Consider the following 25,578-nt stretch of genomic DNA (forward strand, 5'->3'; position numbering starts at 1 on the left):
GATGAGGGCGAACAGCCAGCGCCGTGCCGCTCATGCAGCGTCCAGCCATTGGCCGGCGTGTTCAAACTGGGCATCGAGTTCCGCGTGCTGCTCCGTCGCGGTCACGACGTCGTCGACTTTCGCTTCGCCGTGATCTTCCCGTCGAATTTCATCGGGTCGCGCGGACGCGTCGGAAGACGCAACCTTCCTGTGTATCGAGACTCGAACGTCAGCTTCGCCGGACCCCGTCGCGGGGATTTCCAGCGCTGCGAACATTCCGGCGTCTGCGTCGTCCGAATCGTGGTCAACCGCCACGACAATGGTGAAGTCCAGGCTGCGGCTCCAACTGCCGAATGTGTCACTGCTGATCGCCCGGATCCAGACTCGGTATTCGCCAGCCGGCAGTGGAGTCGCCGGAGTGAACGATGCTTCTGTTACGTTTTCGTCGTAGATCACTTTCGTTGTCGACGTCGTCAGGTTGTTGACCTGAATCACATAGCGGACGGCTCCGGGAACCGCGGTCCAGGTGATCGCGGGAGTCGTGTCGGACGTTGAATCGCCCGGCGTCAGCAGTGTCACGCGAGCGTTCGTGTTGAACGCAACCGGCAAACTCCACGGGCCGGGCGCCCCGGACGAATCGACTCCGCGTACCGCCCACGTGAATTCGCCGGATCGCTCGATCGTGAGTGTGAAGGATGTGCCTGTTTGCCCGGTGATGAAATGCACGCTGTTGCCGTCGTGCAGAAAGATGTCGTAAGAAACAGCCTCGCTCGCGGCCTGCCAGGTAAACTCCGGAGTCGTGTCGAAACCCGGACCGACAGGGCCGATCGGAAGAGCACTCAAGACGGATTCCGGGCGTTCGACGGTGAACGAAACGGCTCCGCCCCAGACACGACTTCCGTCGGCAAGTGTTGTGCGAATCCAGACCTTGTAATCGCCGTCTTCGAGAATCGGAGACGCATACCAGCCAGCCGTAAGACCGGTTCGGTTCAGGAAGGCTCCCGGCGTCCCGATCTTGTGGAGGTAGATTTCGTACGACTGTGCTCCGGGAACTTCCGGCCAGGTGATTTCCGGATCACCGCTGGTGACACATGCCGGAATTGTGACTTTTGTTCGGCCGCCGGTACTGAATTCAGCGGCTTCGCTCCACGCTCCGAATTTTCCATTCGCCGTCGCGGGCTTCAGCCACCAGCGATAGTCGCCGCCGACAAGATCCGTGGCGGGCGTGAATGATGTTCCGGTCAATCCGGATTCGTTGATGACCACACCGCCCGGCCCGCGGACGAACAGATGATAAGACGCGGCTCCGTTGATTGCCGACCACTCAAACCGCGGCCGCGCATCGAGTGTCGCTCCCGTCGGACCAATCGGCTGTGGTCCAATGTGGTATTCCGCGCGCCGCGACCACGGTCCCTGCAAGCCTCCGACCAGAATGGCTCGCACCCACAATTCATGCCGGCCAAATGACAGTCCTGTCGACGGCGTGAACGACTCGGTGCTGACGATCTCATCAATCGGACTGCCGCCGATGGTCGTGTTGCGAATGTAAACGCGGTAGACGGCCGCTCCGCCGATCGCATTCCACGTCACGGTCGGCGTGTCCGTCGTGCCGTGCAACGGAAGATCATGGATCACCGGAGCCAGCGAAATGCTGAACAGGACGTGGCTCCAGGCCGAAGCGACTCCGTTGGCATCGAACGCCTGAATCCAGGTGCGATACTGACCGGGTTCCAGAGCGGTTGAGGCGGTGAACGCAGTGCCGCTGATGGTTTCATCGATCACCGGGTTGCTGTCGCCTCCAAGGAGCTGGACGTACAGGCGGTATGACGTCGCCGTGTGAACCGCGGTCCAGGTGAACGTCGGCAACGTTGATCCGACTGTTCCTGACGGCCCCGTGACCGTCGGAGCAGCGGGGCGAGCGACATCGTCGTCCGTCACGCCAACGGTGTCCGTGCCGTCGGTGTGACCCGCGCCGCTGGCGGTGATCGTGATGGTTTGCGTGCCATCGACTTCGTCGTCATCAGCGGCATCAATGTTGAACGGATCGGACGTGGTCTGGCCAGCGGCAATCGTCACAGTTGCGACGACGGTGGCTTCGGTCGTGTCGCTGCTGAGCAGGTTGACGGTCAGCGCGCTGGTCGTGTCTGAATTGCGAGTGACGGTAGCTGTCGTCGCGGCCGTTCCGCCGGCTTCGCTGATGGAATCATCGGCAATCGTCAACGTAAGCGCGGCAATATCGTCGTCCGTCACGTCAACGGTGTCCGCGCCGTCAATGTGCCCGGCGGCGCTGGCGATGATCGTGATCGTTTGCGTTCCATCCACAACGAGATCGTCCACCGCGCTGATGTCGAATGCCGCGGACGTCGTTTCACCGGCGGCGATCGTAACGGATCCGATCACTGTCGCTTCGGTCGTATCGTTGCTGACCAGTGTTACCGTCACGGCTGCGGTCGTGTCGCCGGTGCGAGAAACCGTGGCCGTCGTCGCGGCGGTTCCGCCGGCTTCACTGAAGGAATCGTCGACGATGCTGACTGCCAGCGCCGGCGGCACGGAAACGTCCGTTCGCAGCAGGTATTCGCCGCTGCCCGACGTGGCTTTCATGCGGACAACGTACTTTCCCGTTTCGGCTGCGGTGAATGTGACTTCGGCGGCGACTCCGCCAGCGGAATTCTGATCGCTGATCAACGACGTGCTGTCCGGGGCGAAGACTTCCAGTTCCGGATCAAGCGTATTGACGGGCGAAAACTCCGCTTCCTGAGCGAAGTCGGTGGTCAGTGTGACGACCGCGCCGGCCGTGAGTTCGATTTCGAAAAAGTCATCGGCATCTGATGCAGCGTCCAGATACCCGAGTGCACTGTCGTTCGGAACGATGGTTCGCAGACTGTCGTTGACGCGGTCGTTGTTGGGTTCCGTGTCGAACGTCAGCCCGTAACTCACGAGCAGCGTGTACGCGACGTCGTCAAACGGCGCGGTGATGCGAGCGGTGTAGACTCCATCCGCCGGAACTTCGAAGCTCAGAATGCCCAGATCAAAGTTGATCGCGCTGGTACCGCCGACAGGAGTTGCTGTTCCGGTTGCCAGCACGGTCGTGCCGTCCGGAGCAATCAGTTCCAGCGTCTGGTCTTCGAAGTGCTGACCTTCGAAGCCCGTCACGATCACATCGATATTGTGACCGACGTGGCCGGTCAGATCGACGCTGAATTCATCGACATCGTTTGGCCCCGCTTCCGGAAACGTGACTCCCACTGCCGCCCAGCGACCAGCGCTGGCGCCGCCGTTGAACGCAGCGTCAATCGGTTGCGGAGGAGCCGAGGGCGATTGATCGGCTTCGAATTCCGCGTTCAAAATCAGCACCAGTTCGATGTCCGTCGCGGTGTTGCTGGTGACTCGGATCGTGTACGTGCCATCATTCACAATCTGCTGCAACGGCATCGTCACGAAACCTTCGGCAGCTCCCGTGATCACTCCGGAAACGCCCATCAGTTCCATCGTGAACGCGGCGGTCGGGCTGTTGCTGTCGACAAAGCCGACCAGTGTCTGAGAATCATTGACATCGACGACGAATTCCACGGTTTCGCCCGCTGCAATGGCCACCTCCGTCCCGCTGACCGAAACCAGGCTGCCGAGCGGTTCGATCCGTTCAAACGGTGACGCGTCGATCGTGCGGTAGGTTTCCACTTCCGAGGTATTCAGCCAGACCCGGCTGGGACTTCCGGCGTTGGACACGAATGCATCAATTCTGCCGTCACCGTCCACATCACCTACGGCGACTCCGACGGAGTGCGAATTGCCGAGTTGCTGTCCGTTGTCAGCAAACGTGCCTTCGATTCCTCCCTGCCGACCGCCCTGATTCACATAGACGCGATTTCGTCCGTCATCCTGGGTTTCCAGTGTGTCCTTGACGTTGGCCACGAACACATCGATATCACCGTCACCGTCAAAGTCCGCCGCGGCGACTCGAGCCTGATCCTGATTGTCGTTGTAGATCAGAACGGGAGAACCGAACACGCCTGCCGTTCCTCCCTGAGCGCCACCGAGGTTGACGAAATACCGATTAGGATCACGGACGCCGTCAAGTTCTTCTCCCGGAGGAAACTCGCGCGCGCCGGTCACGAAGGCGTCCAGGTCTCCATCGCTGTCGAAGTCTTCAAGGACGACTCCGAAGCTGTGCGACGCTCCCAGAGATTGTCCGCTGTCAATGAAAGTGCCATCGCCCTGATTCAGCAGCAGCTTTTCGTCGCCCGCATGACCCGCCGAATTCACACCCTGAGACACGAACACATCAAGATCGCCGTCTCCGTCGACGTCACCCAGAGCGACACCGAACGCGGAGATCGTGTCCCATGCGGTGGTCGCCGAATTCACAAACGTTCCGGTGTGTAGTCCCTGATTGACCCAGACTTCACCGCCGGGAGTGCCGCCATCGCTGAAGTTCGCAACCACGGCGTCAAGATCACCGTCACCGTCGACATCACCGATCGCCAGATCAATCGACAGGCCGTCGCCCAGAGTCTGGCCGCTATCGGTAAACGTGCCGCTGCCATCGTTCAGCCACAGTTGATTCGCCCCGAAGTTGCCGACGAATGCATCCAGGTCGCCATCGTTATCGAAGTCGGCGAGCTTCACCTGACCACCGATTGCGTTCCCGAGCGTCTGGCCACTGTCAGTAAAGATGCCGCCGTTGTTCAGATAGATTCGATCCGGCTCACCCGTGTCCGGACCTTCGCCGTCCAGTGCATGATTCCGATTCACCACATACGCATCCAGATCACCGTCTCCGTCGAGATCTCCCAGAGCAACGCCGATCGCTTCGTAGCTCGCGCTATTCCCGAGGTTGCCGATCAGTTGGCCGCTGTCGACGAACGTGACTGCAGTATTCAGTGGCCCCTGCGGAACTCCTTCCGTCAGAAACGTGACCACGTGATCAGCGTTGTTGCTTTCCACAACGGCCGCCGCCGAGCCGCTATGAATGTCCAGCGGTCGCCAGAACGTGGTGCTGCCGGCGAGATTGTCTTCGATCACAATCGCGCTGGTGCCGTCGACATCGTGTTGAATCGGAGTCACCAGGTGAATCTCGCCTCCCGTGCGACCAGTGATGAACGCACTGCGGCCGGTGGAATTCACGACCGTGGCGGAGATGGTCACATCGCCGTCGCCGCCTTCGATGGAAATCGCCGACGTGACGGGATCGCCGTTCTGATTTAGTGCCAAAGATGATGCCGCTTTCGATGACCAGATGTCACCGCTGACGTTGTCCAGCAGAATGCCGTCTTCGCGGGCTGGCAATCGACAACACGGTGACGGAATGTGGCCGGGCCGCCTGCGCCATCCGAAAGTGTGGTGTCGGTGATGTCGAGTGCTCGACCGTTTTCCGCCTGCAGCATCGCGTTGTTGCCGTAGATGAAGTGATTGCCGCCGACGTTGACTCGTTCCGGAATTGTTGGCGACGAAGGATGCTTCGGTGAGCTCGCGACGGAAAGTCGGTCGAAGCTGAAGGTCGATCCCGGATTGTTTTCCAGCACGACGCCCTGACCCGCACTGAAATCGAAGAAGATGCCTCGCACTCGATGATTCACCACGTCCGCCACCGCGATGTCTCCCCCACGGAGCGACCGCGACGGAAATCGGTTCGTTGTATTGCGTGTTTTCAACCGGCGAATTGTCACCGGCAAAGTCTGGCGAGCCATTGCCGGCAATCGTTTCGACAAATTGGGCGACGGGGTCGTGGCCGACAATGCGATGGTTGTTGTAATCGGTGATCAGAATCACGCCGTCCGGATGCACGGCCAGTCCGCGAGGATCATCCAGAGCGAAACTGACGCGGATCATCGCTTGCGTTGCCCGTGTTACCGGCTGCCCCAGTGCCGATTTCGGTAAACAGCGTGTCGTCGTCCCAGTCAACGACGGCCATCCGGTTGTTGCCCGAATCAGCGATGCCCAGTTCACCACTGGCGATGAAGATGATGCCTCATGGTAAATTCAGTTTGGCCTGAGAAGGCGGAGTGTCTTCCGGACTGATGCCCGCTTTCCGGTGCCGACGGCAGTGGTGATGATTCCCGTGTCGCCATCGATGCGACGAATGCGGTGGTTTTCGTGATCCGAAACGAACAGACTGCCGTCATTTGCAAACGCCAGATCGACGGGGAAATTCAGCAACGCGTCCGTGGCCGGGCCGTTGTCGCCTCCGAATCCACCCGTTCCGGTGCCAGCCACAGTCGTGATGATTCCGGTGACTGCATCAATGCGACGGACGCGATGATTGCCCGCATCGGCAATGAACACGTTGCCATCGTCGTCGACGACCACCGCCAGCGGTCCGTTCAATTCGTGCACTGGTGGCCGATCCTCCGTCTCCGCTGAATCCGGCCGAACCCGTGCCCGCGATGGTTGTGATCTCTTCTGTAATCGGGTCCATTCGCCGCACCACGTTTTCTGCGAAGTCGGTGATGAACATATTGCCGTGTCGGTCGAACGTCACATCCGACGGCAGGTTCAGAGCAGCTTCAGAAGCATCGCCGCCGTCTCCACTGCGACCGGGCGTGCCGTTGCCCACCCATGTTTCGGTGATCAGATTGTCGCCCATGATCATCAGTTTGCCAAAGTCGAACGTCGTGCCGGGCGAATCAGAAACATCGACGGCCAGGTTCGTGATGCCGATGTGATTTCCGTGCTGTTGATGTGAATTCCGTGGCCGGACACGTCATCAAACAGAATGCCTCTGCCGGTCGCCCCGAACGAATTCACCTGATCCAAATACCAGCCGTCCGGCGCTGGTGCTGGTATGCTCGACGCTCAGAGCAAACCCGCCCACCGCTCGAAACATCGCGCTGAGCCGGAACGGCATCGCTGCGGCATCTCGATGCTGCCGCTGTTGACGGCGGTATTCCGTGATGCCGTCAACGACGTCGATCAGAAAGAGTCGCCGTCAAAAAACCAAAGGTCGCCGGGATTGTTCTGTCAGTTGAACCGAATATCACCGTCTATCGATCCACAAAGTCGTGGACGGTTCAAACACAACTCGGCTCGTCGCCCGACGAATTGGTGGTGTTGGTGACGTTCAGCAGTCCGCCGCCGCGTTTGCGACAACGTGTTGGATCGGTGCCGGTCCAGACTGCAGAGTCACGTTGTCGCCGTCAACGAAGTGAATCGCGGTGCCCGACGTCGAACTGTCGGACAGTTGTTGCCGGATAACTGAAAGTTGTGCAGATCGAGATGCACGTAAACTGAGTTGGACGAATTGCCCACGACGACTCCGTCGTACACTATGATTGCCCGCGCCGAAGGAATCATGTGCATCGATGCCAGCAGATCGACGCTGCCACCACGCCATCGACTTCCAAACCCAGCACGGCCTCGCTTGGTGCCGCTGCTCCGGGATTGATGTCGAAACCGGCCAGAAAATTCTACGATGTTGCCGCTGCACTGTCAGCTGCAGCACGGAGCCTGGTGATCGCCGCTGAATTTGTTATTGCCCGTTGACTTGTCCGTGGTAGTTATCGGGCAGGCCCACGCTGAATGACGAAACTTCAGAGGTGCCCGATATTCGAAAGCCAGCCATTCTCGCCCACCATCGGACGCAAACGGATTCACGCGACGTGGACGAGATTCTGATCGCTTCCAGCAGAAAGAACCGTCGCTGGCGATGTCATAGGTCGTAGAAACCGTCTGGCCGATGATAAAAATCAGGTCGCCACGGCGAATCCGGACGTCGCTGGCGGATCATTCAGCGGAGCCAGCGACTGAAACGGGGCTTCTGCCAGTGATCCCATCGCCACCGGCCGCGTTCGCAGTCCTGATTGACAAACCAGAACGCGTCGCCAACATCGATGGCCACGATGAACCTGTTTCACCGTCTGAGCGTGTCGATGCGTAAAACGATCGGTTCCGAAGAATCCGGTTGTCGGCGTGTAGCCGAAGGAAAGCTCCATCCGCCGTTACCGTGACATCGCCGACACGTTTCCGATGGTGGCCGAATCATCCACAGACGGTGACGGTCACTCCGCCCGCAACTCCTGCCAGAATTCCATTGGCCGCCGGAACATCAATCGCAACGTTGCCGTTGGCAGAATTTGGTAGCTCAGCATCGGATGCAGTCCTGATTCAGCCACACGCGGCTGAATCCGCCATTCAGATCGGCCGTGACCGCATCGATGGTTCCGTTGCCGTCGATGTCGCCCAGAGCGACCCCCAGAGCATCTCCTGGCGACAGCGTCTGTCCGTTGTCGGAAAACTCACCGACGTTGCCTCCCTGAGCTCCTCCCTGATTGATGAACACGTACGTCCCAGGTACACGGCAGAATCCACGGAGGCGGTCACAAACACATCGATGATCACCGTCACCATCGAAGATCGCTGGTGGCCACTCGGTGAGCACTGCGGCCGAGCCCGATGCTGTCCGCTGTCCACGAACGCGCCTTCCGTGCCGTTCTGAACGCCGCCCTGATTCACATAAGGACACGATCACCCTGTTCGTCGTTGTCGCCGATGTAAACGTCCAGATCACCGTCGCCGTCGAAGTCCGCCAGAGCCACTCCGAAGGCTCCCATGTTGCCAACGTTCCCGGATTCCGTGAACGTCCCGCCGTGCCATCGTTCAGAAAGATACGATTCGTACCGGAACGGGTCGCCGGGTGCATCGTTGTTGCTGAATTCGGTCACCACCGCGTCGATCGTGCCGTTGCCATCGATGTCACCCAGAGCAATCTCCGTCGTGGATCCGCTTCCCCACAACCCGGAACCGGTGTCGGTATACTGCAGCGCGCAACGCTCTGAGCAATCCAGACTTCGCCGCCTGTATTCAGACCATCGATCAGGATCGGCATTGGTCACGGCGATATCGGGCAGAGCATCTCCGTTCAGATTGCCGATGGCGACTCCGATCGAAAACCCATTCCCCAGAGACAACCCGCTATCCGCGAAGTTGCCATTTCCATCGTTCAGCCAGACGGTGTTCGGCCCGATGTTCCCAACGAACGCGTCCAGATCGCCGTCACTATCAAGATCAGCCAGTTCGACAGACGACGCTGATTCCGCTGCCCAGAGCCTGCCCGGAATCCGTGAAGTTGCCGTTTCCGTCGTTCAGATACACTCGATTGGGAGCCCCCGTCCAGTCGGCTGGGGTTTCGTCAGCGTTAAGATTCAGCTGAGCCAGAAAGGCGTCCAGGTCACCATCGCCGTCGACATCACCCAGAGCCACATCGACTGCGGGCGGTCCGTCCAAAAACGCCCCACCCAAAAACTGCCCCACACCCGCCGTCAGCAGACAGCGATCTTCAAAGATTTCCGTTGGAGTCCCACAACCTGACCTGCGGCGTCGACGTTTTGCTTCGAAGCTGCTGAGTTGTGGTCCGGTCAGCAGAACGTTGCTGCGTGCGCGCGATGCGACTTTCTTCAGCCAGTGGCGAATAGGCATGATCAGGCCCTGTGATCTTGAGATCGAATGGAAACGCCGCATGAATTGCATTCAGCGGCGGACTTGCGGATCAGGAATCGGGCGGGCGAATCTCAGGGTGCAGATCAAGCGGCTCAGACGAACCGCGACTCTTTGGAAAATTGCACGAACCCGCTGGATGACCCAACGTGCTGTTCAACGAAGGAGTGGCACGGACTCGCGGCCCGTCGCTGATTCCTTTGACGGAAAAGGACTCGAACCTGTCCTGACCCATCGCACGGAACAGCTTCCCGGTGAGTGCGCAGTGCCTGCAATGCCCGGCGATTCCTGCTTGTGTGGCACGAAATCCGGCCCGGCTGAACGGAAAGCGCGAGACCGTAGAGGTTGGCGCGAAAACAGGTCAAGAAGGGAATTGTGCATTCCGCCGTGCGACTTCGATGCGGCGATCAGCATCTGTGCTGAACCGGCGGATTTCGCGCCCGATGCCCCACTGCGGAGGCGATTTTGTGAACAGAAACCCACCATATGGAAGTTGGGGCATCGGTCCCGGACGTCGGCGGAAATGCAAAGGCGACGAGGGGAAAGCAGCTCATTGTTTTTCGTCATTGTTTTCTCGGCCGACCCCGAGACCGCAGTGTGTGGCCGAGCTGAAGACGGGCGACGGACTGGCTGATCCAGGATTCACTGCCAAAAGGCGACCCTTCACCACGCTGCGGCGAATTGCTTGCACCGCAGCCTCCGTCTGAGGGCGATCCACCGGCGCCCGCCAGTGGCGGGGCCGCGGAACGCGGCCACGCACTTAGCTGAACGATCGGACAATGATTGTGGCATCGTGGCTGCTTATCGTGCAGCCCGAGTTCCGGTAAGATTCCTGTCCGGAGCGCCTCAGGCCTCCCGCCAAGTACGATCAGACCGATGCAAGTTATTGCCAATTCAGCGTCAGTCTCGATTGGCCGTCCCGAACGGGATGCTTCGTGTCCGCCGGAATGCTCCGTGTCTTCAGGTGATAACGGAAGCCGCGTTTGTTCGAGTCCGCAACAGCCGCTGCACCAGCAGCAAACGCGCGGCCGTTTCGATGATTCGGTGACGCCTTGGTGATTTGCAGCAAGACTGTCATGGCAGAATAATCCGTCTCAGGTTCCGAGGTTCCCCACTTTCATCGAGCCATGTATGCGCCCGTTGCTGAGGATCATCTGGTTCTTGTCAGGATCTGCCTTCGTCGCGAGTTCGGCGGCGCAGCAGGCAGAACCGGTTGAGTCGGTGCGCATCGAACGCGGGGAGCTGTCGGTTGAGTTTCGAGACAACTCACAGTCACCAGCCGTTCTGAGCGGCATCGATAAACTAGTCAATACGACTCACGCGGCCGACTACGATGCTTTCGATCCCGATACGGGCGGTGCCTCGGCGGGGTTGAACTTCGAGCACATTATCTCGGGGCATCGGAATCCCTACAACAAGTTTACTCCGCGGCATGGTCCGTACACGCTCCGGGCGCTGGCTGATGGCAGAACTGTCGTGCTCACGCGACGTGCCGAAGACAGCCCGTGGAAGGTTGCCAGCTCGCTGACATACACCGTCCGTGAGCCGTACTACATCGACTTTGAATTCCGCTGCACGCCTCACGATGCCTCCCTGTTCGAACCACACGGCTACGCCATATTCTTCTTCGCCAATTACATGAACGATGTCGAAGACGCGGCGCTGCACTTTCGTGGGCACACGTCAACGGACACGGAAGAAGACTGGATCACCGCTGACGCGCCGCCGGGGCCTCCTGACTGGAATGGAGGAGGAAATTATCGTGCCCTCGACGCCGGGCGTCTGCAGTATGACGACGACGTGGAATTCCGCCTGAATACCTGGTCGTATGACAGGCCGCGTATTGCCAGGCCCTTCTATTACGGCCGCGCTGCGAACGGAATGACGCAGATTCTGATGTTCGATCGCCTCAGTTCCGAACGTGATCAGATTCGCTTCAGCCTGTATAAATTCAAGCTGCCGAAGCACCCTCGACCGGCGTGGGATTTTCAGTATGTGATCAACAAGGTTGAGACCGGTGCGGACTACGGTTTTCGCGGCCGACTGGTGTGGAAAAAGTTCTTGAGCCGCCGAAGACTGCCTGAACGAGTACGAGCGATGGGCCGCCGCTTTCAGGACCAACCAGCCGCAGCAGCCGGCGGAACGGGTTCAGCGACTGAAGCAGCTTCGCCACCGTGTTTGCGCAGGGTGATGTTGTTATTGAAGTGAACGCAAACCGGACAAAGATCGAGGACGAAGACCTGTCGCTCGTCTCCGGCTTCACACAGATGACCGACCTGTCTCTGGAAGAAACGGCAACAGGCGACACGGGGCTCGCTCATTTACCCAAACTGCAGAAGCTTGAATGGCTCAATCTGTATCGAACACGGATCGGCGATGAGGGTCTGAAACATATCAGGCTGCTCCGAAATCTCCGGCATTTGCCCGTCGGTGAGACGCACGTGACGGACGCCGGACTGGCACATCTGAGCGACATGGAGCAACTCCTGTATCTTGGCCTGCGCGGAAATCACATCACGGACGATGGCGTCAAACATCTGCGAAAGCTCGTCAAGCTTACAGGACTGCATCTCGGCGGTACCAAAGTGACTGACGCGGGAGTGACGCACCTCCTGGGCATGACCAGCCTTGAGAAACTATGGCTGGATGAGACGTCGGTTACGGACAAGGCAATTCCGATACTTGGCAAGCTCACATCTTTGCGGGATCTTCACATCGCCGGGACAAATATCACGGCCGAAGGATTCAGGCGACTGACGGCACTGCTGCCAGAATGTCACATCGAGAATGGACCGTGAGGACGGCATGAGTGTCGTGTTGTCGTTTCTATCCGCTGCGGCACTGACAAATCTGCATTTCTGGCGTGTGTCTGCGAGTGCCGCCTGACCTCGCTGTGCCAGGCGACGTGCGTCAGTCGCTGCATTGATGCAGTCCTGCTCTTTGCGTCAGTCACAGTGCCATTGTCGTCGTTATCCGGCATCCCGGGGCAGCGGCAGCTCCACAACATCGCCCGTCGCAGCGGAGCGATAGCCGGCGAGGAGTATCTCCGTGGCCGTTGCGGCCACGTCCGCGGAAACATCACTCGGACGACCTGACTCGATGCAGTCCAGGAACCAGCCTGCATCACTATTCTGTTCCGCATCGGGCGGTGTGATCCACGCCTGCCTGGTTTCGCCACGAATCGATCCGGCTTTGGTGCTCCTCCCCACATGCCCATCGGATCCTCCGGGTCCCGTTCGGGGGCATTCCATGGGACAGAGTCGGCCCAGACCGAAACTCGGGGGCGATCGAAATCCACGATCGTGGTCCGTTTCGTTCCCACCAGACACGTTCGATTCAGTCCGCCGGCCGGATACGACCGCCAGCCGGTGCGGCCTGCGGAGATGGTGGCAACCACTCCACCGTCCAGTTCCAGCAGCATCTGGCCGAAGTCTTCCATGTTGTTCGTCTGATGTTCGCGAAAGAAGTAGTTTCCTGTCGTGGCGCAGACGCGTCGCACTGCTTTGTCCTGCAGACAGAGCAGTGACACCAGCGAATAGACTCCCACATTGGACAACTCGCGCTTCGAATCCATCAGTTCGTACCGCTCGGGAATCAATGTTTCCTGACGCACTTTCCCGAGCGATGCAGTTCCCGCTGTTCCTTTTGCGAAGCACAGATCGGCATGAACGGCCGTCAAATCGCCCAGGCGATCCGGCAGAATTTCGCGCTGCATTCGACTCATGACATCACCGTGCAAAGCTCCACATATGGCTGACAACGCCGGCGGCACGGACGGCGTCTCGAATGGCATCTGCTTCTTCGAGTGTCGCGGCAAGTGGTTTGTCCAGGTAGAGATGTTTTCCGGCCTGGGCCGCCTGAACGATGATCCTGCCTCGCCGTATCGGTTCTGCACAAATACTGACGATATGCACGTCATCACGACGGAGCGCCTGCTGCAGGTCCGGGAGAACCGGAATGCTGAGGCGGTCGGCCAGCTGATGATTGAGTCGCCGTCGACGCGGAGTGATGTTGTCTTCGTCGGTCACTCCGATCAGTCGACATCGGGGATCTTTTGCCAGACTGTCGGCATACTGGGGTTGATGCGTGTGATCTCCGGCAACCAGCAACACACCCCAGGGCGGCCTTTGCGCCTGCAGCTTCGATGCGGCGATCGCAGGCTGTTGCCCCGCATCCGACGGATTCAGCTTTCGCCTTCCGGAGGCGGTTGGCCTCCGTCCGTCAAAACGAATCGACTGGCCCGAACGAAGCGACGCCTGCAAATGTTCGAAAATTAGTGTCTCCACATCGGAGAGATTCGGTTCCGGCTCATCGTCGTCCGTCCCGAATCCACAATCGTGCTCCCACGACAGAATTCCGCGGTCTCCCCAGACAATCAACTCGAGCATCGGCTGCGCGGAGATGCAGCAACCCACCGAAACCAAAGCAGACTGGCCGGCTGCAAAGCAGATCAGAGTGCTGATGTGTCCTGTTTCCACCGCGCCGAACGCCGTCAATCGTTCGGGACGACTGTCGAACCATTCTCCCACGGCGTTAAGGATGCGCGCGGTCAGCCTTTCGATCCGACCATGATCGGCGCCCAGTTGTGCCGTCACACGAACGGCCACAGGCCGTCCCGCCTGCCCCGTCTCCAGAGCCGCCAGAACGGTCTGTGACGCAACTTGAAACGCATTCACAATTCCGCACTCCTCGACGGTTACTGATTTCGTACGTCCCGCCGGGAAGACTGCTGTCGGTCGCACGTGTGACTCACTCGGAAAACGGTAACGGGAAACCCGCTCCGGATCGAGCGAGAGTCTCGGAGTGTCCGAAGGATCGCCGTCTTTCCGGGTCGACATAAGGTTTCCCCGGAATCGATCCATGCGGCGAATGACAAAGTCCCGGGGTTCTGTGTTCACCATCGTCAATTCATCGATTACAGTGGCGTTCCCTCCTGCGAACGATTTTCGCACGATCCTCCTTCCTGATTGCTGAGCGGTGCCGAGTCATGGGGCGAATCCGGCCAACAGTTCTCACGGCCCTGATTGTGCTGATGAGTTTCCCGGTGATCGCGTTCGGTGATGCACCATCATTTGAAACGGCTGTTCGCCCGATCCTGAAAGCTCACTGCTGGCAGTGTCATGGTGAAGAAGAGGAAATGCAGGGCGGACTGGACGCGCGCCTGGTGCGATTTCTTCTGGAGGGCGGCGAATCAGGGCCTGCTGTTGTGCCGGGCGACCACAAGGCGAGTTTGATGTTCCAGCGCATGGCGTCGGGAGAAATGCCGCCCGGTGAGAAGAAAGTATCGACGGAGGAGCTCGATCAGGTCGCTGGATGGATCGATTCCGGTGCGTCCACGCTGCGTCCGGAACCGGAGGCGCTTGCAACCGGAGATACATTTACTGAGGAAGAGCGAAATCACTGGTCGTTTCAGCCGATCGCGAAGCAAGTCATTCCGGATGTCGCACGTTCGGAACTCGTGCGAACTCCCATCGATTCGTTTCTGTTGGCGAAACTCGAAGACCGGAATCTGAGTTTCAGCCCGGAAGCGGACCGTGAAACTTTGCTGCGACGAATCTACTTTGATCTGATCGGTTTGCCACCGTCGATTGAGGCAGTGAACACGTTCGTTGCCGACGAGTCCCCCGAAGCCTGGACGAACGTCGTCGACGAATTGCTGAATTCCCCGGCCTACGGTGAACGCTGGGCTCGGCACTGGCTGGACGTCGCTGGCTACGCTGACAGCGATGGCTATACGACCAGAGACACCGAACGCAAGTGGGCATGGAAGTATCGCGACTATGTGATTCGTTCGCTGAACGCAGACAAACCGTGGGATCAGTTTCTGATTGAACAGCTTGCGGGTGATGAGCTGTTGACGCCGCCGTATCAGGATCTGACGCCGGAGCAGGCCGATCGACTGATCGCCACCGGCTTCCTGCGAATGTGTCCGGATGGCACCGCTGATGGAAGCGTGGATCAGAACACTGCCCGTAACGACGTGATGGCGGAAGCAATCAAGGTCGCATCGACTTCGCTGTTGGGGCTCACCGTCGGTTGTGCACAGTGTCATGCTCATCGCTACGACCCGATAAGCCAGGCTGACTACTATCGACTGCGAGCGATCTTTGAGCCGGCGTATGACGTACAGCACTGGCGTGTTCCGAACGGACGCCTCGTGTCACTCTGGTCTGCGGAAACTCGTGCCGTTGCCGCTGCCGCTGATGCAGAGCTGGCCGACGTGGAAAAACAACGCACCGAAGAACTCGACAGCATTGTCAGTGAAACGTTCGAACGCGAACTGCTGAAACTTCCTGCCGAACAACAGCCATTGGCTCGCGCGGCGCGGGAGACCGCTTCCGAAAATCGGACGCCGGAACAGAATCAACTGATCAAAGAGTATCCGTTTCTCAACGTCGATCGCGGTTCCGTGTATCTGTATCTGCCCGATCGCCTGACCGGATTCAAAAAGAAATGGGACGCCCTGATCGAAGAAACAAAAAAGAAGCGACCCGCCGATGACAATGTGATGTGTCTGAACGAAGTGCCCGGCCAGGTTCCCGTCACAAATCTGTTTTCGCGCGGCGACTTTCGGCAGCCCCGACAGGAGATTGCGCCGGGTGAGTTGTCTGTGCTGAATGCGAACGGAACGACGTTGCCGGTCAACGCAGAGGACATTCCTACGACGGGACGCCGTCTCAGATACGCTCAGCATTTGACCAGCGGCGAACATCCACTGGTGGCGCGCGTGCTGGTGAATCGATTCTGGCTGCATCATTTCGGACAGGGACTCGTTTCGACCCCGGGAGATTTCGGGATCAGGGGCGAGCGGCCTTCGCATCCGGAACTGCTCGACTGGCTGGCCCGCGACTTCATGGACAACGGCTGGACGCTCAAGCGTCTGCACCGCATGATCGTGACATCCACGGCGTATCGACAGTCATCCGTGCGGCGAGCGGAACTGGATGCTGTCGACGGCGACAACCGATTGCTGGGACGAATGAATGTCCGGCGACTTGAAGCGGAAGTCTTGCGCGATGCTGTGCTCGCGGTGAGCGGCAGGCTGGTCGAAGCGTCATTCGGGCCCCCTGTTCCGGTGAGTCCTGATGACGTTGGACAGATTGTGATAGCGGTGGATACTCGCGATTCGGCGGGTCGCCCGACCGGCAAGGTTGAGTCCCTTGGTACCGCGGAATTCCGTCGCAGCATTTACGTACAGGTTCGGCGGTCGATGCCTCTGGGGATTCTGGAGCCGTTTGACCTGCCGGGAATGACCCCCAACTGTGAAAAGCGCAATGCCTCGACCAATGCGCCGCAATCACTGTTGATGATGAACAATCCGTTCATCGTTCAGCAGGCGGAGTTGCTCGCGAATCGAATTCGCGAATCCGTCGGCGCCGATCCGGTGGCTCAGGCAACGCTGGCGTGGCGGCTCGTGTTCAGCAAGACACCGCAAGAGAGTGACGTTCTGGCGGCCGTTGAGTTTCTGACACCACCGGAATCGACGGCAGTCGATCAGTCGGCGTCGCTGAATCATTTTTGCCATGCGTTGTTGAGTTCGAATGGGTTCCTCTATGTTGACTAGCACACGACGGCACTGGTTTGGGCAGCAGGCTTTGGGGCTCAGCAGCCTCGCGTTCGCCTGGTTGAGACAGCAGGAACTGCATGCCTCCCCGCCAAAGCCGCAACTGGAACCATTGACGTTTGATCTGACGCCGAAACCGCCCGCTGCGCAGGCTCAGGCGACGGCCATGATTTCGATGTTCATGCAGGGCGGTCCGAGCCACATCGATCTGTTCGACCCGAAACCGGAACTCAACCGGCGACACCTGCAGTCGTTTACGGGCGAGATTAAATACGACAACGCCGGTGAAGCCAGCAGCAAACTCTTCGGTTGTCCGTGGCGATTTCGAAAACACGGCGAATGCGGCATGGATCTGAGCGAACTCGTGCCGCATCTGGGTTCGGTCGCCGATGACATTTGTCTGATCCGATCGATGCATACCGGAGTCAACAATCACGGAGAATCCATCAACGCCCTGAATACCGGCCGACAACAGGCGGGAAGACCATCCCTGGGTGCATGGATGTCGTACGGTCTTGGCAGCGATCGCGCCAGTCTGCCGGCGTTCATGGTGCTCACCGATCCGTCCGGGCTTCCTGTACTTGGCGTCGAAAACTGGCAGAACGGATGGCTGCCTTCCATTTATCAGGGCACCGTCGTTCGTTCTCAGGAACCGCGCATTCTGAATCTGAATGCCCCGGCGTCTTTCAGCGCTGCCGACCAGAAGCGGATGCTGAGTTATCTGCGACGCGTTAATGAGGCTCATCTTGAACGGCATCCGGGAGAACACGATCTTTCCGCGCGGATGCAGAGCTATGAACTGGCGGCTGGTATGCAGGTGGCGGCCAGCGAGGCGATGGATATTTCCGGCGAGTCCGAGTCGACTCACAAACTCTACGGGATCGACAACAAGGTGACGCAGGAATACGGAACTCGCTGCCTGATCGCCCGTCGGCTTGTGGAACGCGGCGTTCGCTTTGTGCAGCTGCATACGGGCAACCAGACCTGGGATCACCATGGCGGTATCGTCCAAGCGCTGCCAAATGTTTGCGCCCGAACTGATCAACCGGCGGCGGCGCTCGTGCAGGATCTGAAACAGCGCGGCCTTCTCGATTCAACGCTGGTTCACTGGGGCGGCGAAATGGGCCGTCTTCCGGTCATTCAGAACGAAAAGAACATCGGACGTGATCACAATACTTACGGCTTCAGCATGTGGCTGGCCGGCGGCGGAATCAGAGGCGGGTGCATCCACGGCGAGACGGATGAACTGGGCCATCAAGCTGTCACGGATGTCGTGAACCACTTCGACTATCACGCGACTCTGATGCATCTGTTTGGGCTGAACAACGATCGTCTTTCGATTCGTCGCCCGACGGGTGTTGGCAGTCTGCTCGATGACCAGCCTGGTCAGATTGTTGCTGGAATCCTGAAACGTCCACCGGAAGATGCCGTCGGCTAAGAAAACTGCCCGACCGCCGCGACTTGGTAGTGCGGCAGATGAGAATTTACCCGCCGGGGGCTAACCCCGGTTCTCTGCGAACACAACTGCGGCTAACGCCCTGCGGCTAAGTTGGACACCGGTATCTTATTTGCGATGGTCCTTGGGCGGTTGGCGAGATCGGGCAAGAGATCGGCTACGACCTTGCACTGAGCGCTTTGGCGAAGATGACCGTTGCCGACGCCGGTGTGATGAACTGCTGATAAACAGACGCCTGTCCGTCGTCTTCCATAAATTTGCGGATCGTACTGAGTGCCCGATCGATGAAACGGCTGTCTTCCGTGATGCCCTTGCCGAAGGTCACACACGAATAGAGCGACGCCGTGTTGCTCAGCAGCACGTACTGGGTGCGGTCGGCAAAAGACAGATGACACGACCAGTCAGCATACGAATTGTCATTCCGCCCGGTTCCACAGTGAACGCAAGGTGGAAATTTCCATCCGAATCGTCACGGCACTGACTTTCCGGCCTCGCTTGCCCGGCTGCTTCGATCGTTGCGTCACGTAGCGCTGAAGTTCAGACGTACGAATCGTGCGAGGTACTGTGCGTTCGCCAGGGATGCGGCAGCCGTGCCGCATATGAACACCGATGACCTTGAGCGTCGTGTCTTCGAGTGACCCGTCAGGCGTCTCCTGCTGATATTCCCTGAACAGGTCCTTCAGGCGAATCGTCGATGCGATCTGTGGCTTCTGCTTCAGGTTGCCGTCGGACATCAGGTACGTCGGAATGTCGACATCATCCGGAAGCTCAAGCCGACCGGCCCCGATGAGCCGGATATTCTCTTCGACGTGGCAAGCGGCGGCATCCGCCTTGCGATTGTGTTTTGTCTTAAGCGAACGCTTGTATCGCTTTCCGCCAAAGCGAAACGCGATGTGATAATTGCCGCTGCGATCCTGCTGAATCGAAGCCATTGATGAGTCTCCTCAGACCTTCGATGAAGGATAGAGATGACTCAGCAAGCGTCGTAGCCATGCAGATTCAACGGTCTTGCAACGCTTTGCCAACCTTTCGTGTGACAATGCAACGGTGTCGCACCGGGAATTCAACCAGTGTCACTGAAATGTCACTGATTCCATTTCTTACAAAAAAAGAGTTGGAATCAGTACTGTTGCAACTCTTTTCGCAGTCCGCACTGAAGTCCATCTGAAGTCCGGAAAACAGACTACGCCCGGTAGGATTCGAACCTACGACCTACCGCTTAGAAGGCGGTTGCTCTATCCAGCTGAGCTACGGGCGCTTGTGTTGATTTTGATGGCGGAAGTATCCGTGCCAGACCGTGACCGTTCAAGGGCTGTGCGTGCGGCTGGCGTCGTTCGCGGCTTTCACAGCAACGACGGGAAAGCATGGCACGCCCGGAAGTCAGACCTTTTCCGGAGGACAGACACTCGGACATCCGCAAAGGTTCCTTCGCCGTCGAATGAGCGCGGGGCCGTGGATGTGGTTCCCTTTATTCGTCGGTGACGCATCCTTCCGACGCTGACTTGACGTTTTTGATGTACTTGAACAGCGTGCCGCGATTGGCCTTGAACGGCGGAGCGGTCCATGCAGCCCGGCGTTTTTTCATTTCATCCTCGGAGACGTCCACATTGATTTCGTTTGCTTCGGCGTCGATGGTGATCGTGTCGCCGTTTTGAATCAGCGCGACCGGACCTCCGACCTGTGCTTCTGGAGTGATGTGGCCAACAATGAAGCCGTGAGAACCGCCGCTGAAGCGACCGTCGGTCATCAGCGCCACATCGCTGCCCAGTCCGGCGCCCATGATCGCGGAAGTGGGAGTCAGCATTTCCGGCATTCCGGGTCCTCCCTGCGGTCCTTCGTATCGAATGATGACGACGTCGCCTTTGGTGATCTCGCCGTTTTCCAGCCCCTTCAGCATGTCTTCTTCAGAATCGTAAACGCGGGCGGTGCCGGAGAACTTCACGCCTTCCTTTCCCGTGATTTTGGCGACGGCACCGTCGGGGGCCACGTTGCCTCGCAGGATTCGCAGGTGTCCCGTCTTCTTGATCGGGTTTTCCAGGGGACGAATGATGTCCTGACCTTGCTTCAGACCGGGCACGTCAGCGAGGTTTTCCGCAAGCGTCTTTCCGGTGACGGTCAGGCAGTCGCCCTTCAGAAGTCCGTTTTCCAGCAGGTATTTCAGGACGGCCGGAGTGCCGCCGACGGCGTGCAGGTCTTCCATCACATAGCGGCCGCTGGGTTTCAGGTCCGCGATGAACGGAATGCGGTCGCTGACCTTCTGGAAGTCGTCGATGGTCAGCGGAACGTCCACTGCGCGAGCCATCGCGATCAGATGCAGAACGGCGTTGGTGGAACCGCCCAGGGCCATGACGGTCACCATCGCGTTTTCGAAGGCATCACGCGTCATGATGTCGCGCGGCTTGATGTCGCGTTCCAGCAGGATGCGAATGGCCTTGCCGGCATTCAGACACTCCTGCAGCTTGTCCGGATCTTCAGCGGGGATTGACGAACTGTACGGCAGGCTCATGCCCATCGCTTCGATCGCGGATGCCATCGTGTTGGCCGTGTACATGCCGCCGCAGGCTCCGGCGCCGGGGCAGCTTTTGCGAACGATCTGTTCGCGTTCGTCGTCGGAAATGGACTTCGCCAGATATTCGCCGTACGACTGAAATGCGGAAACGATGTCAAGCTTCTCGCCCTTCGCGCCGCAGCCGGCTCGAATGGTGCCGCCGTAGATCATGATGGACGGGCGGTTGAGCCGACCCATCGCGATCAGGCATCCGGGCATATTCTTGTCGCAGCCGGGCAGCGAAATGTTGGCGTCGTACCACTGGCCTCCCATGACGGTTTCGATGGAATCGGCGATCAGATCCCGCGACTGCAGGGAATAGCTCATTCCCTCGGTTCCCATGGAAATGCCGTCGCTGACACCGATGGTGTTGAATCTCATGCCGACCATCCCGGCCGCGTCGACGCCTTCCTTCACCTTCGCCGCCAGATCCAGCAGGTGCATGTTGCAACTGTTGCCTTCGTACCAGACGCTGGCAATGCCGACCTGCGGCTTGTTCATGTCTTCGGCGGTCAGCCCCGTGGCGTAGAGCATTGCCTGAGATGCTCCCTGAGATCGTGGCTGCGTGATTCGGCTGCTGAATTTGTTGAGCATGGCTTACTGTGTGCTTCGGATCGTGAGTGAAGTGTCGGTGAACAGGAAAGTCGCGCGAGGTAAGTGCGTCGCGCTGATTTTTTGATTGACAACTGCGGCGAGGGAACCGTGCCGCAGTCAGTCGGGCGACGCAGAATAGCAATGCGGTCGAGGGTTCTCGACCGATTGCCGGTGGTTTCCTGCGATGCCGTGCGTCTCCTGCAGATTGACGGGCCGGGAGAATCCACCGGCACAGCGAATGGTCGCACGGAGCATCCCGGCGTGTCGCGGGTTCCTTGCAGTCCTGCGGCCGAACGTGTCTACTCACACGATCCGCCTCAATTCCCGAAAAGTCCGACGCTCCTTGAATTCAGGATTCCGCGCCATGACGATGCCTCGATGCCTGTCCTGCCGCCTGCTGTTGCCCGCACTGTGTTTCGCTGCGTTGAACGCTGCGGCAACGCTGACCGCCTCTGACCCGCCGGAGGGCATGAAGCGGGTTTTTCACGCGGATTTCGAAGACGGTGGTGCAAAACAGTTTCAACCGACCGACGATACCGCCTGGACGGTCATCGAACAGGACGGTAATCACGTGTATTCACTCACGAAGAAGAACAGTGATTTCGAGCCGCCGGTGAGGTCGCCGTTCAATCGGTCGCTGGTAAAGGATGTCAAGGTCGGCAGCTTTGTCATGGACGTGAAGCTGCAGTCCACGATCCCCGACTACGGCCATCGCGACTTGTGCCTGTTCTTCGGGTATCAGGACGATTCACACCTCTACTATGTGCATTTGGGCAAGGAAACCGATGATCACGCGAATCAGATCTTCATCGTCAACGACGCTCCGCGCGTGAAGATTTCGACAAAGACAACGGCGGGCACTCCCTGGAATGATGACTGGCATCACGCGCGAATTGATCGTGACGTTGAATCCGGCAGCATCAAGGTCTATTTCGACGACATGGAGACTCCGGTCATGACCGCCAAGGACAGAACGTTCGGCACGGGCCGGTTCGGCGTCGGTTCCTTCGACGATACCGGTAACTTTGACGAGATCGCTGTCTACGTTCCCGCGGACGAATAGAGTGCGAGCCGTCGAACTTAACCAGCAGCGGATCACGTTTCGCAGCGACTACCGGAATCGCGCGTCGCGTGATGATCTGATCGAAGTCCGTGTCACGACAGCGGGCATTTGCGAAACCGATCTGCAGCTTGCCCGCGGCTACATGGGTTTCAGCGGAGTGCCCGGCCACGAATTCGTCGGCGTTGCTTCCAGGGGACGCTTTGCCCGTCGGCGCGTTGTCGGTGAGATCAACTGCGCGTGCGGGACGTGTGACACCTGCAAGGCCGGACGACGCCGGCATTGCCCGCATCGCACCGTAATCGGCATTCTGAATCATGATGGAGCGTTCGCGGATTCAGTGCTGGTTCCGGAAGAAAACCTTCACGTTGTGCCGGACGGGCTCAGCGACCGGCAGGCAGTGTTTGCCGAACCTGTGGCTGCAGCGTGCCGGATTCTGGAACAGGTGTCGATGTCCCCGCAGGACAGCGTTGTGATTCTCGGCGACGGGCGACTGGGAAATCTGTGTGCTCAGGTTCTGAAGCCGATCGGCTGCCGTCTGACTGTCGTCGGCAAGCATAGTTGGAAGCTTCAGCGGTTGCGGGACCTCGACATCAATGGCTGCCTGCTCGACCAGCACATTCCTGAACAGTCGGCGGACTACGTTGTCGATTGCACAGGTTCGCCACGCGGCTTCGAAACGGCGTTAAGGACCGTGCGGCCGTGCGGAACAGTCATTCTGAAGACAACTGTGGCGGCTCAACAGGAACTGCATCTGGCTCCGATCGTGATTGATGAAGTCACGGTTCTGGGATCCCGCTGCGGTCCGTTCGCGCCGGCGTTGGAAATGCTGGCGGAAGGACGAGTGCAGGTGGAACCACTGATTTCCGCTGCGTACCCGCTGGAAGACGCATCGGCCGCTTTCGAACATGCTCAGTGGCCGGATACGCTGAAAGTCCTGTTCGATGTGGCGTAGTCGCAACTTCGCGGGGTGTCTTTGTCAGTTTGTAACCGGTCGCGGACGACGGGCCGGATGACTTCGGCGCTGGATTGATTTCGACACTTTCGACGTTTTCGCGTGGCGAGCCGTCGGCTCTTCGAGCATCGCATGGGCTATCGAAACCTCGAACAATGCGTCCGCGATCTGGAGCGTCACGGGCACCTGATTCGGCTGAAGAATCCGGTCGACGCTAACCTGGAGGCCGCCGAAATTCATCGTCGAGTTTACGCCGCGGGCGGACCGGCGATTTTGTTCGAGAACGTTGCCGGCTGCCGGTTTCCGATGGTCAGCAACCTGTTTGGAACGATGCAGCGGGCTCGCTTCATCTTCCGCGACGCGCTGCACGGCGTCGAAATGCTGATCGCAGCGAAGAAGGATCCGATCGCTCCGCTGAGGAAGCCGCTTCAACTGCCGGGGATGCTTCGCACACTTCTTTCCATGCGGCCGGCGAAGCGGTCGAGCGGGCCGGTGCTGGAATGCGAAACGACCATTGACCAGTTGCCGCAGGTGAAATGCTGGCCGGACGACGGCGGCGCGTTCATCACCTTGCCCGAAGTCTACACCGAACATCCGGACCGGCCGGGCTACATGCAATCGAATCTGGGCATGTATCGAGTTCAGCTATCCGGCAACCAGTACTCACCGAACAGGCAGGTCGGGCTGCACTATCAGATTCACCGCAGCATTGGATTCCATCACGCGGCGGCGAAGTCGGCGGGCCGGCCGCTGAAGGTGAACATCTTCGTCGGCGGTCCGCCATCGATGGCTGTTGCGGCCGTGATGCCTCTGCCCGACGGTATCCCCGAAGTCGCCTTTGCCGGAGCACTCTCGCGCCGGGCGATCCGGATGGTTCGCCAAAAGAATGCGCCGATGCTCTGCGCGGAAGCGGACTTCTGCATCACGGGAACGATTGCCGACGAGGAACTTCCTGAAGGACCGTTCGGCGATCATCTGGGATACTACAGCCTGATTCACGACTTCCCCGTGCTGAATGTGGAGCGTGTCTATCATCGGAAGAACGCCATCTGGCCGTTTACCGTCGTGGGCCGCCCTCCGCAGGAAGACACGGTATTCGGCGAACTGATTCACGAACTGACCGGTCCGGCAATTCCGACGGTGCTGCCGGGAATCCACGCCGTACATGCGGTCGACGCGGCCGGAGTCCACCCGCTGCTGCTGGCGATTGGAAGCGAACGCTATGTTCCTTACGCGGCAGAACGGCGGCCTCAGGAATTGCTGACGAATGCCAATGCGATTCTGGGACAGGGGCAGTTGTCTCTGGCGAAGTACCTGTGGATCGCCGCTTACGAAGACAATCCGTCGCTGGACATCAACGACGTCGCGGGTTTCCTTCGGCACATCCTGCAGCGAGTCGACTGGAGGCGCGACCTGCATTTTCAGACTCGCACAACGATCGACACGCTGGACTATTCGGGAAGCGGCCTGAACGAAGGATCAAAACTGGTCATCGCGGCGGCAGGGCCGGTTCGCCGGGAGCTGCCGACCGAATGGCCTGGCGACGTGTCACTTCCCGCTGGATTTCGCAGCCCGAAGATCTGCCTGCCCGGTATCGCGGCGATCGAATCTCCGGGATGGACGGTCGGTCCTCACGAAACCGACCCGGCGCCGGAACGGTTTTGCGAATCGTTCTCCCTCCATGATCCGATCAACCGATATCCGCTGCTGGTGCTGGTCGATAACAGTACTTTCACGGCCGAATCGCTGCGAAATCTGCTGTGGGTGACGTTCACGCGATCGAACCCGGCGTCCGACATCTTTGGCATCGGTTCGTTTGTCGAAAACAAGCACTGGGGCTGCCGCGGCAGTCTGGTGATTGATGCCCGGCTGAAGGCACACCTGGCGCCCCCGCTGGATGTTGATCGCAGGACGGCGGCGAAAGTGGACTCGATGTTTGCGGCGGGAGGTCCTCTTCACGGCATCGCATGAAGCGCGTAGACTTGAGTGCCGA

Annotated in this window: 19 protein-coding genes and 1 tRNA gene; 7 read left to right on the forward strand and 13 right to left on the reverse strand. The window is 59.1% G+C overall.

Translation table 11 applies throughout. From position 1 onward, the window contains the following. Positions 1–30: 30 nt before the first annotated feature. From R3C19_02015 to R3C19_02045, 7 genes are all read right to left on the reverse strand, one after another. Positions 31–5,265, reverse strand: a complete 5,235-nt coding sequence (locus R3C19_02015; GenBank protein ID MEZ6059115.1) for an FG-GAP-like repeat-containing protein — start codon at positions 5,263–5,265, stop codon at positions 31–33. Further along, entirely contained in the window at positions 5,181–5,666 is a 486-nt protein-coding gene (locus R3C19_02020) for a hypothetical protein (GenBank protein ID MEZ6059116.1), read from the reverse strand. The genes R3C19_02015 and R3C19_02020 overlap by 85 nt, the downstream gene beginning before the upstream one ends. A gap of 292 nt (positions 5,667–5,958) precedes the next feature. Then, on the reverse strand, positions 5,959–6,312 hold the full coding sequence (locus R3C19_02025) for a hypothetical protein (protein ID MEZ6059117.1): 354 nt from the start codon (positions 6,310–6,312) through the stop codon (positions 5,959–5,961). 1,349 nt (positions 6,313–7,661) lie between these two features. Further along, complete coding sequence (locus R3C19_02030; GenBank protein MEZ6059118.1) at positions 7,662–7,907, reverse strand: hypothetical protein; 246 nt, start codon at positions 7,905–7,907, stop codon at positions 7,662–7,664. Positions 7,908–8,056: 149 nt separating this feature from the next. Next, positions 8,057–8,254, reverse strand: coding sequence for a hypothetical protein (locus R3C19_02035; protein ID MEZ6059119.1), 198 nt, complete (start codon positions 8,252–8,254; stop codon positions 8,057–8,059). Positions 8,255–8,423: 169 nt separating this feature from the next. After that, positions 8,424–9,032, reverse strand: a complete 609-nt coding sequence (locus tag R3C19_02040) for a VCBS repeat-containing protein (protein ID MEZ6059120.1) — start codon at positions 9,030–9,032, stop codon at positions 8,424–8,426. Continuing rightward, the gene (locus R3C19_02045; GenBank protein MEZ6059121.1) at positions 8,980–9,390 is read right to left on the reverse strand and encodes an FG-GAP-like repeat-containing protein; all 411 of its coding nucleotides are present in this window, start codon (positions 9,388–9,390) and stop codon (positions 8,980–8,982) included. Before R3C19_02045 ends, R3C19_02040 begins: the two co-directional genes overlap by 53 nt. Before the next feature lie 1,179 nt (positions 9,391–10,569). On the opposite strand from R3C19_02045, the gene R3C19_02050 reads away from it, so the two are divergent. Further along, positions 10,570–11,616 (forward strand): hypothetical protein, encoded by a 1,047-nt coding sequence (locus R3C19_02050; protein ID MEZ6059122.1) that lies wholly within the window; start codon positions 10,570–10,572, stop codon positions 11,614–11,616. Then, complete coding sequence (locus R3C19_02055; protein ID MEZ6059123.1) at positions 11,583–12,206, forward strand: hypothetical protein; 624 nt, start codon at positions 11,583–11,585, stop codon at positions 12,204–12,206. The genes R3C19_02050 and R3C19_02055 overlap by 34 nt, the downstream gene beginning before the upstream one ends. Here R3C19_02055 and R3C19_02060 read toward each other — a convergent pair. Continuing rightward, positions 12,185–13,132, reverse strand: a complete 948-nt coding sequence (locus R3C19_02060) for a hypothetical protein (GenBank protein ID MEZ6059124.1) — start codon at positions 13,130–13,132, stop codon at positions 12,185–12,187. The genes R3C19_02055 and R3C19_02060 overlap by 22 nt on opposite strands. 4 nt (positions 13,133–13,136) lie before the next feature. Further along, the gene (locus tag R3C19_02065; GenBank protein MEZ6059125.1) at positions 13,137–14,084 is read right to left on the reverse strand and encodes a Gfo/Idh/MocA family oxidoreductase; all 948 of its coding nucleotides are present in this window, start codon (positions 14,082–14,084) and stop codon (positions 13,137–13,139) included. Between the two features lie 311 nt (positions 14,085–14,395). On the opposite strand from R3C19_02065, the gene R3C19_02070 reads away from it, so the two are divergent. Then, positions 14,396–16,972, forward strand: a complete 2,577-nt coding sequence (locus R3C19_02070; protein ID MEZ6059126.1) for a PSD1 and planctomycete cytochrome C domain-containing protein — start codon at positions 14,396–14,398, stop codon at positions 16,970–16,972. Next, complete coding sequence (locus R3C19_02075) at positions 16,962–18,410, forward strand: DUF1501 domain-containing protein (GenBank protein ID MEZ6059127.1); 1,449 nt, start codon at positions 16,962–16,964, stop codon at positions 18,408–18,410. The genes R3C19_02070 and R3C19_02075 overlap by 11 nt, the downstream gene beginning before the upstream one ends. A 175-nt stretch (positions 18,411–18,585) precedes the next feature. Here the strand turns inward: R3C19_02075 and R3C19_02080 are convergent, their stop codons facing one another. The 4 genes from R3C19_02080 to ilvD all read right to left on the reverse strand — a co-directional run bounded on the left by R3C19_02080 (position 18,586) and on the right by ilvD (position 21,570). Beyond that, positions 18,586–18,789, reverse strand: coding sequence for a hypothetical protein (locus tag R3C19_02080; GenBank protein ID MEZ6059128.1), 204 nt, complete (start codon positions 18,787–18,789; stop codon positions 18,586–18,588). A 55-nt stretch (positions 18,790–18,844) separates the two neighbouring features. Next, positions 18,845–19,360: a hypothetical protein gene (locus tag R3C19_02085; protein ID MEZ6059129.1), complete on the reverse strand. Its 516-nt coding sequence runs from the start codon at positions 19,358–19,360 to the stop codon at positions 18,845–18,847. A 252-nt stretch (positions 19,361–19,612) separates the two neighbouring features. Next, positions 19,613–19,686: transfer RNA gene (locus R3C19_02090), tRNA-Arg, on the reverse strand. A gap of 210 nt (positions 19,687–19,896) precedes the next feature. Further along, a complete protein-coding gene (ilvD, locus tag R3C19_02095; protein ID MEZ6059130.1) occupies positions 19,897–21,570 on the reverse strand; it encodes a dihydroxy-acid dehydratase in 1,674 nt (557 codons plus the stop codon). A 364-nt stretch (positions 21,571–21,934) separates the two neighbouring features. On the opposite strand from ilvD, the gene R3C19_02100 reads away from it, so the two are divergent. The 3 genes from R3C19_02100 to R3C19_02110 all read left to right on the forward strand — a co-directional run bounded on the left by R3C19_02100 (position 21,935) and on the right by R3C19_02110 (position 25,556). Further along, entirely contained in the window at positions 21,935–22,633 is a 699-nt protein-coding gene (locus tag R3C19_02100) for a hypothetical protein (protein MEZ6059131.1), read from the forward strand. A 1-nt stretch (position 22,634) separates the two neighbouring features. Next, positions 22,635–23,585, forward strand: coding sequence for an alcohol dehydrogenase catalytic domain-containing protein (locus R3C19_02105; GenBank protein MEZ6059132.1), 951 nt, complete (start codon positions 22,635–22,637; stop codon positions 23,583–23,585). A 132-nt stretch (positions 23,586–23,717) separates the two neighbouring features. Further along, positions 23,718–25,556, forward strand: a complete 1,839-nt coding sequence (locus R3C19_02110; GenBank protein ID MEZ6059133.1) for a UbiD family decarboxylase — start codon at positions 23,718–23,720, stop codon at positions 25,554–25,556. Positions 25,557–25,578: the final 22 nt, after the last annotated feature.

The organism is Planctomycetaceae bacterium (assembly GCA_041398785.1).
Classification (GTDB): Bacteria; Planctomycetota; Planctomycetia; order Planctomycetales; family Planctomycetaceae; genus JAWKUA01.

What these genes read in the sequence shown, in the direction of transcription:
- R3C19_02075 (MEZ6059127.1), top strand. Translation starts at nt 16,962, where the DNA reads ATGTTGACTAGCACACGACGGCACTGGTTTGGGCAGCAGGCTTTGGGG.
- R3C19_02070 (MEZ6059126.1), top strand. Translation starts at nt 14,396, where the DNA reads ATGGGGCGAATCCGGCCAACAGTTCTCACGGCCCTGATTGTGCTGATG.
- R3C19_02060 (MEZ6059124.1), bottom strand. Translation starts at nt 13,132, where the DNA reads ATGAGTCGAATGCAGCGCGAAATTCTGCCGGATCGCCTGGGCGATTTG.
- R3C19_02020 (MEZ6059116.1), bottom strand. Translation starts at nt 5,666, where the DNA reads ATGGCTCGCCAGACTTTGCCGGTGACAATTCGCCGGTTGAAAACACGC.
- R3C19_02110 (MEZ6059133.1), top strand. Translation starts at nt 23,718, where the DNA reads ATGGGCTATCGAAACCTCGAACAATGCGTCCGCGATCTGGAGCGTCAC.
- R3C19_02045 (MEZ6059121.1), bottom strand. Translation starts at nt 9,390, where the DNA reads ATGCCTATTCGCCACTGGCTGAAGAAAGTCGCATCGCGCGCACGCAGC.
- R3C19_02100 (MEZ6059131.1), top strand. Translation starts at nt 21,935, where the DNA reads ATGACGATGCCTCGATGCCTGTCCTGCCGCCTGCTGTTGCCCGCACTG.
- ilvD (MEZ6059130.1), bottom strand. Translation starts at nt 21,570, where the DNA reads ATGCTCAACAAATTCAGCAGCCGAATCACGCAGCCACGATCTCAGGGA.
- R3C19_02085 (MEZ6059129.1), bottom strand. Translation starts at nt 19,360, where the DNA reads ATGGCTTCGATTCAGCAGGATCGCAGCGGCAATTATCACATCGCGTTT.
- R3C19_02030 (MEZ6059118.1), bottom strand. Translation starts at nt 7,907, where the DNA reads ATGGAGCTTTCCTTCGGCTACACGCCGACAACCGGATTCTTCGGAACC.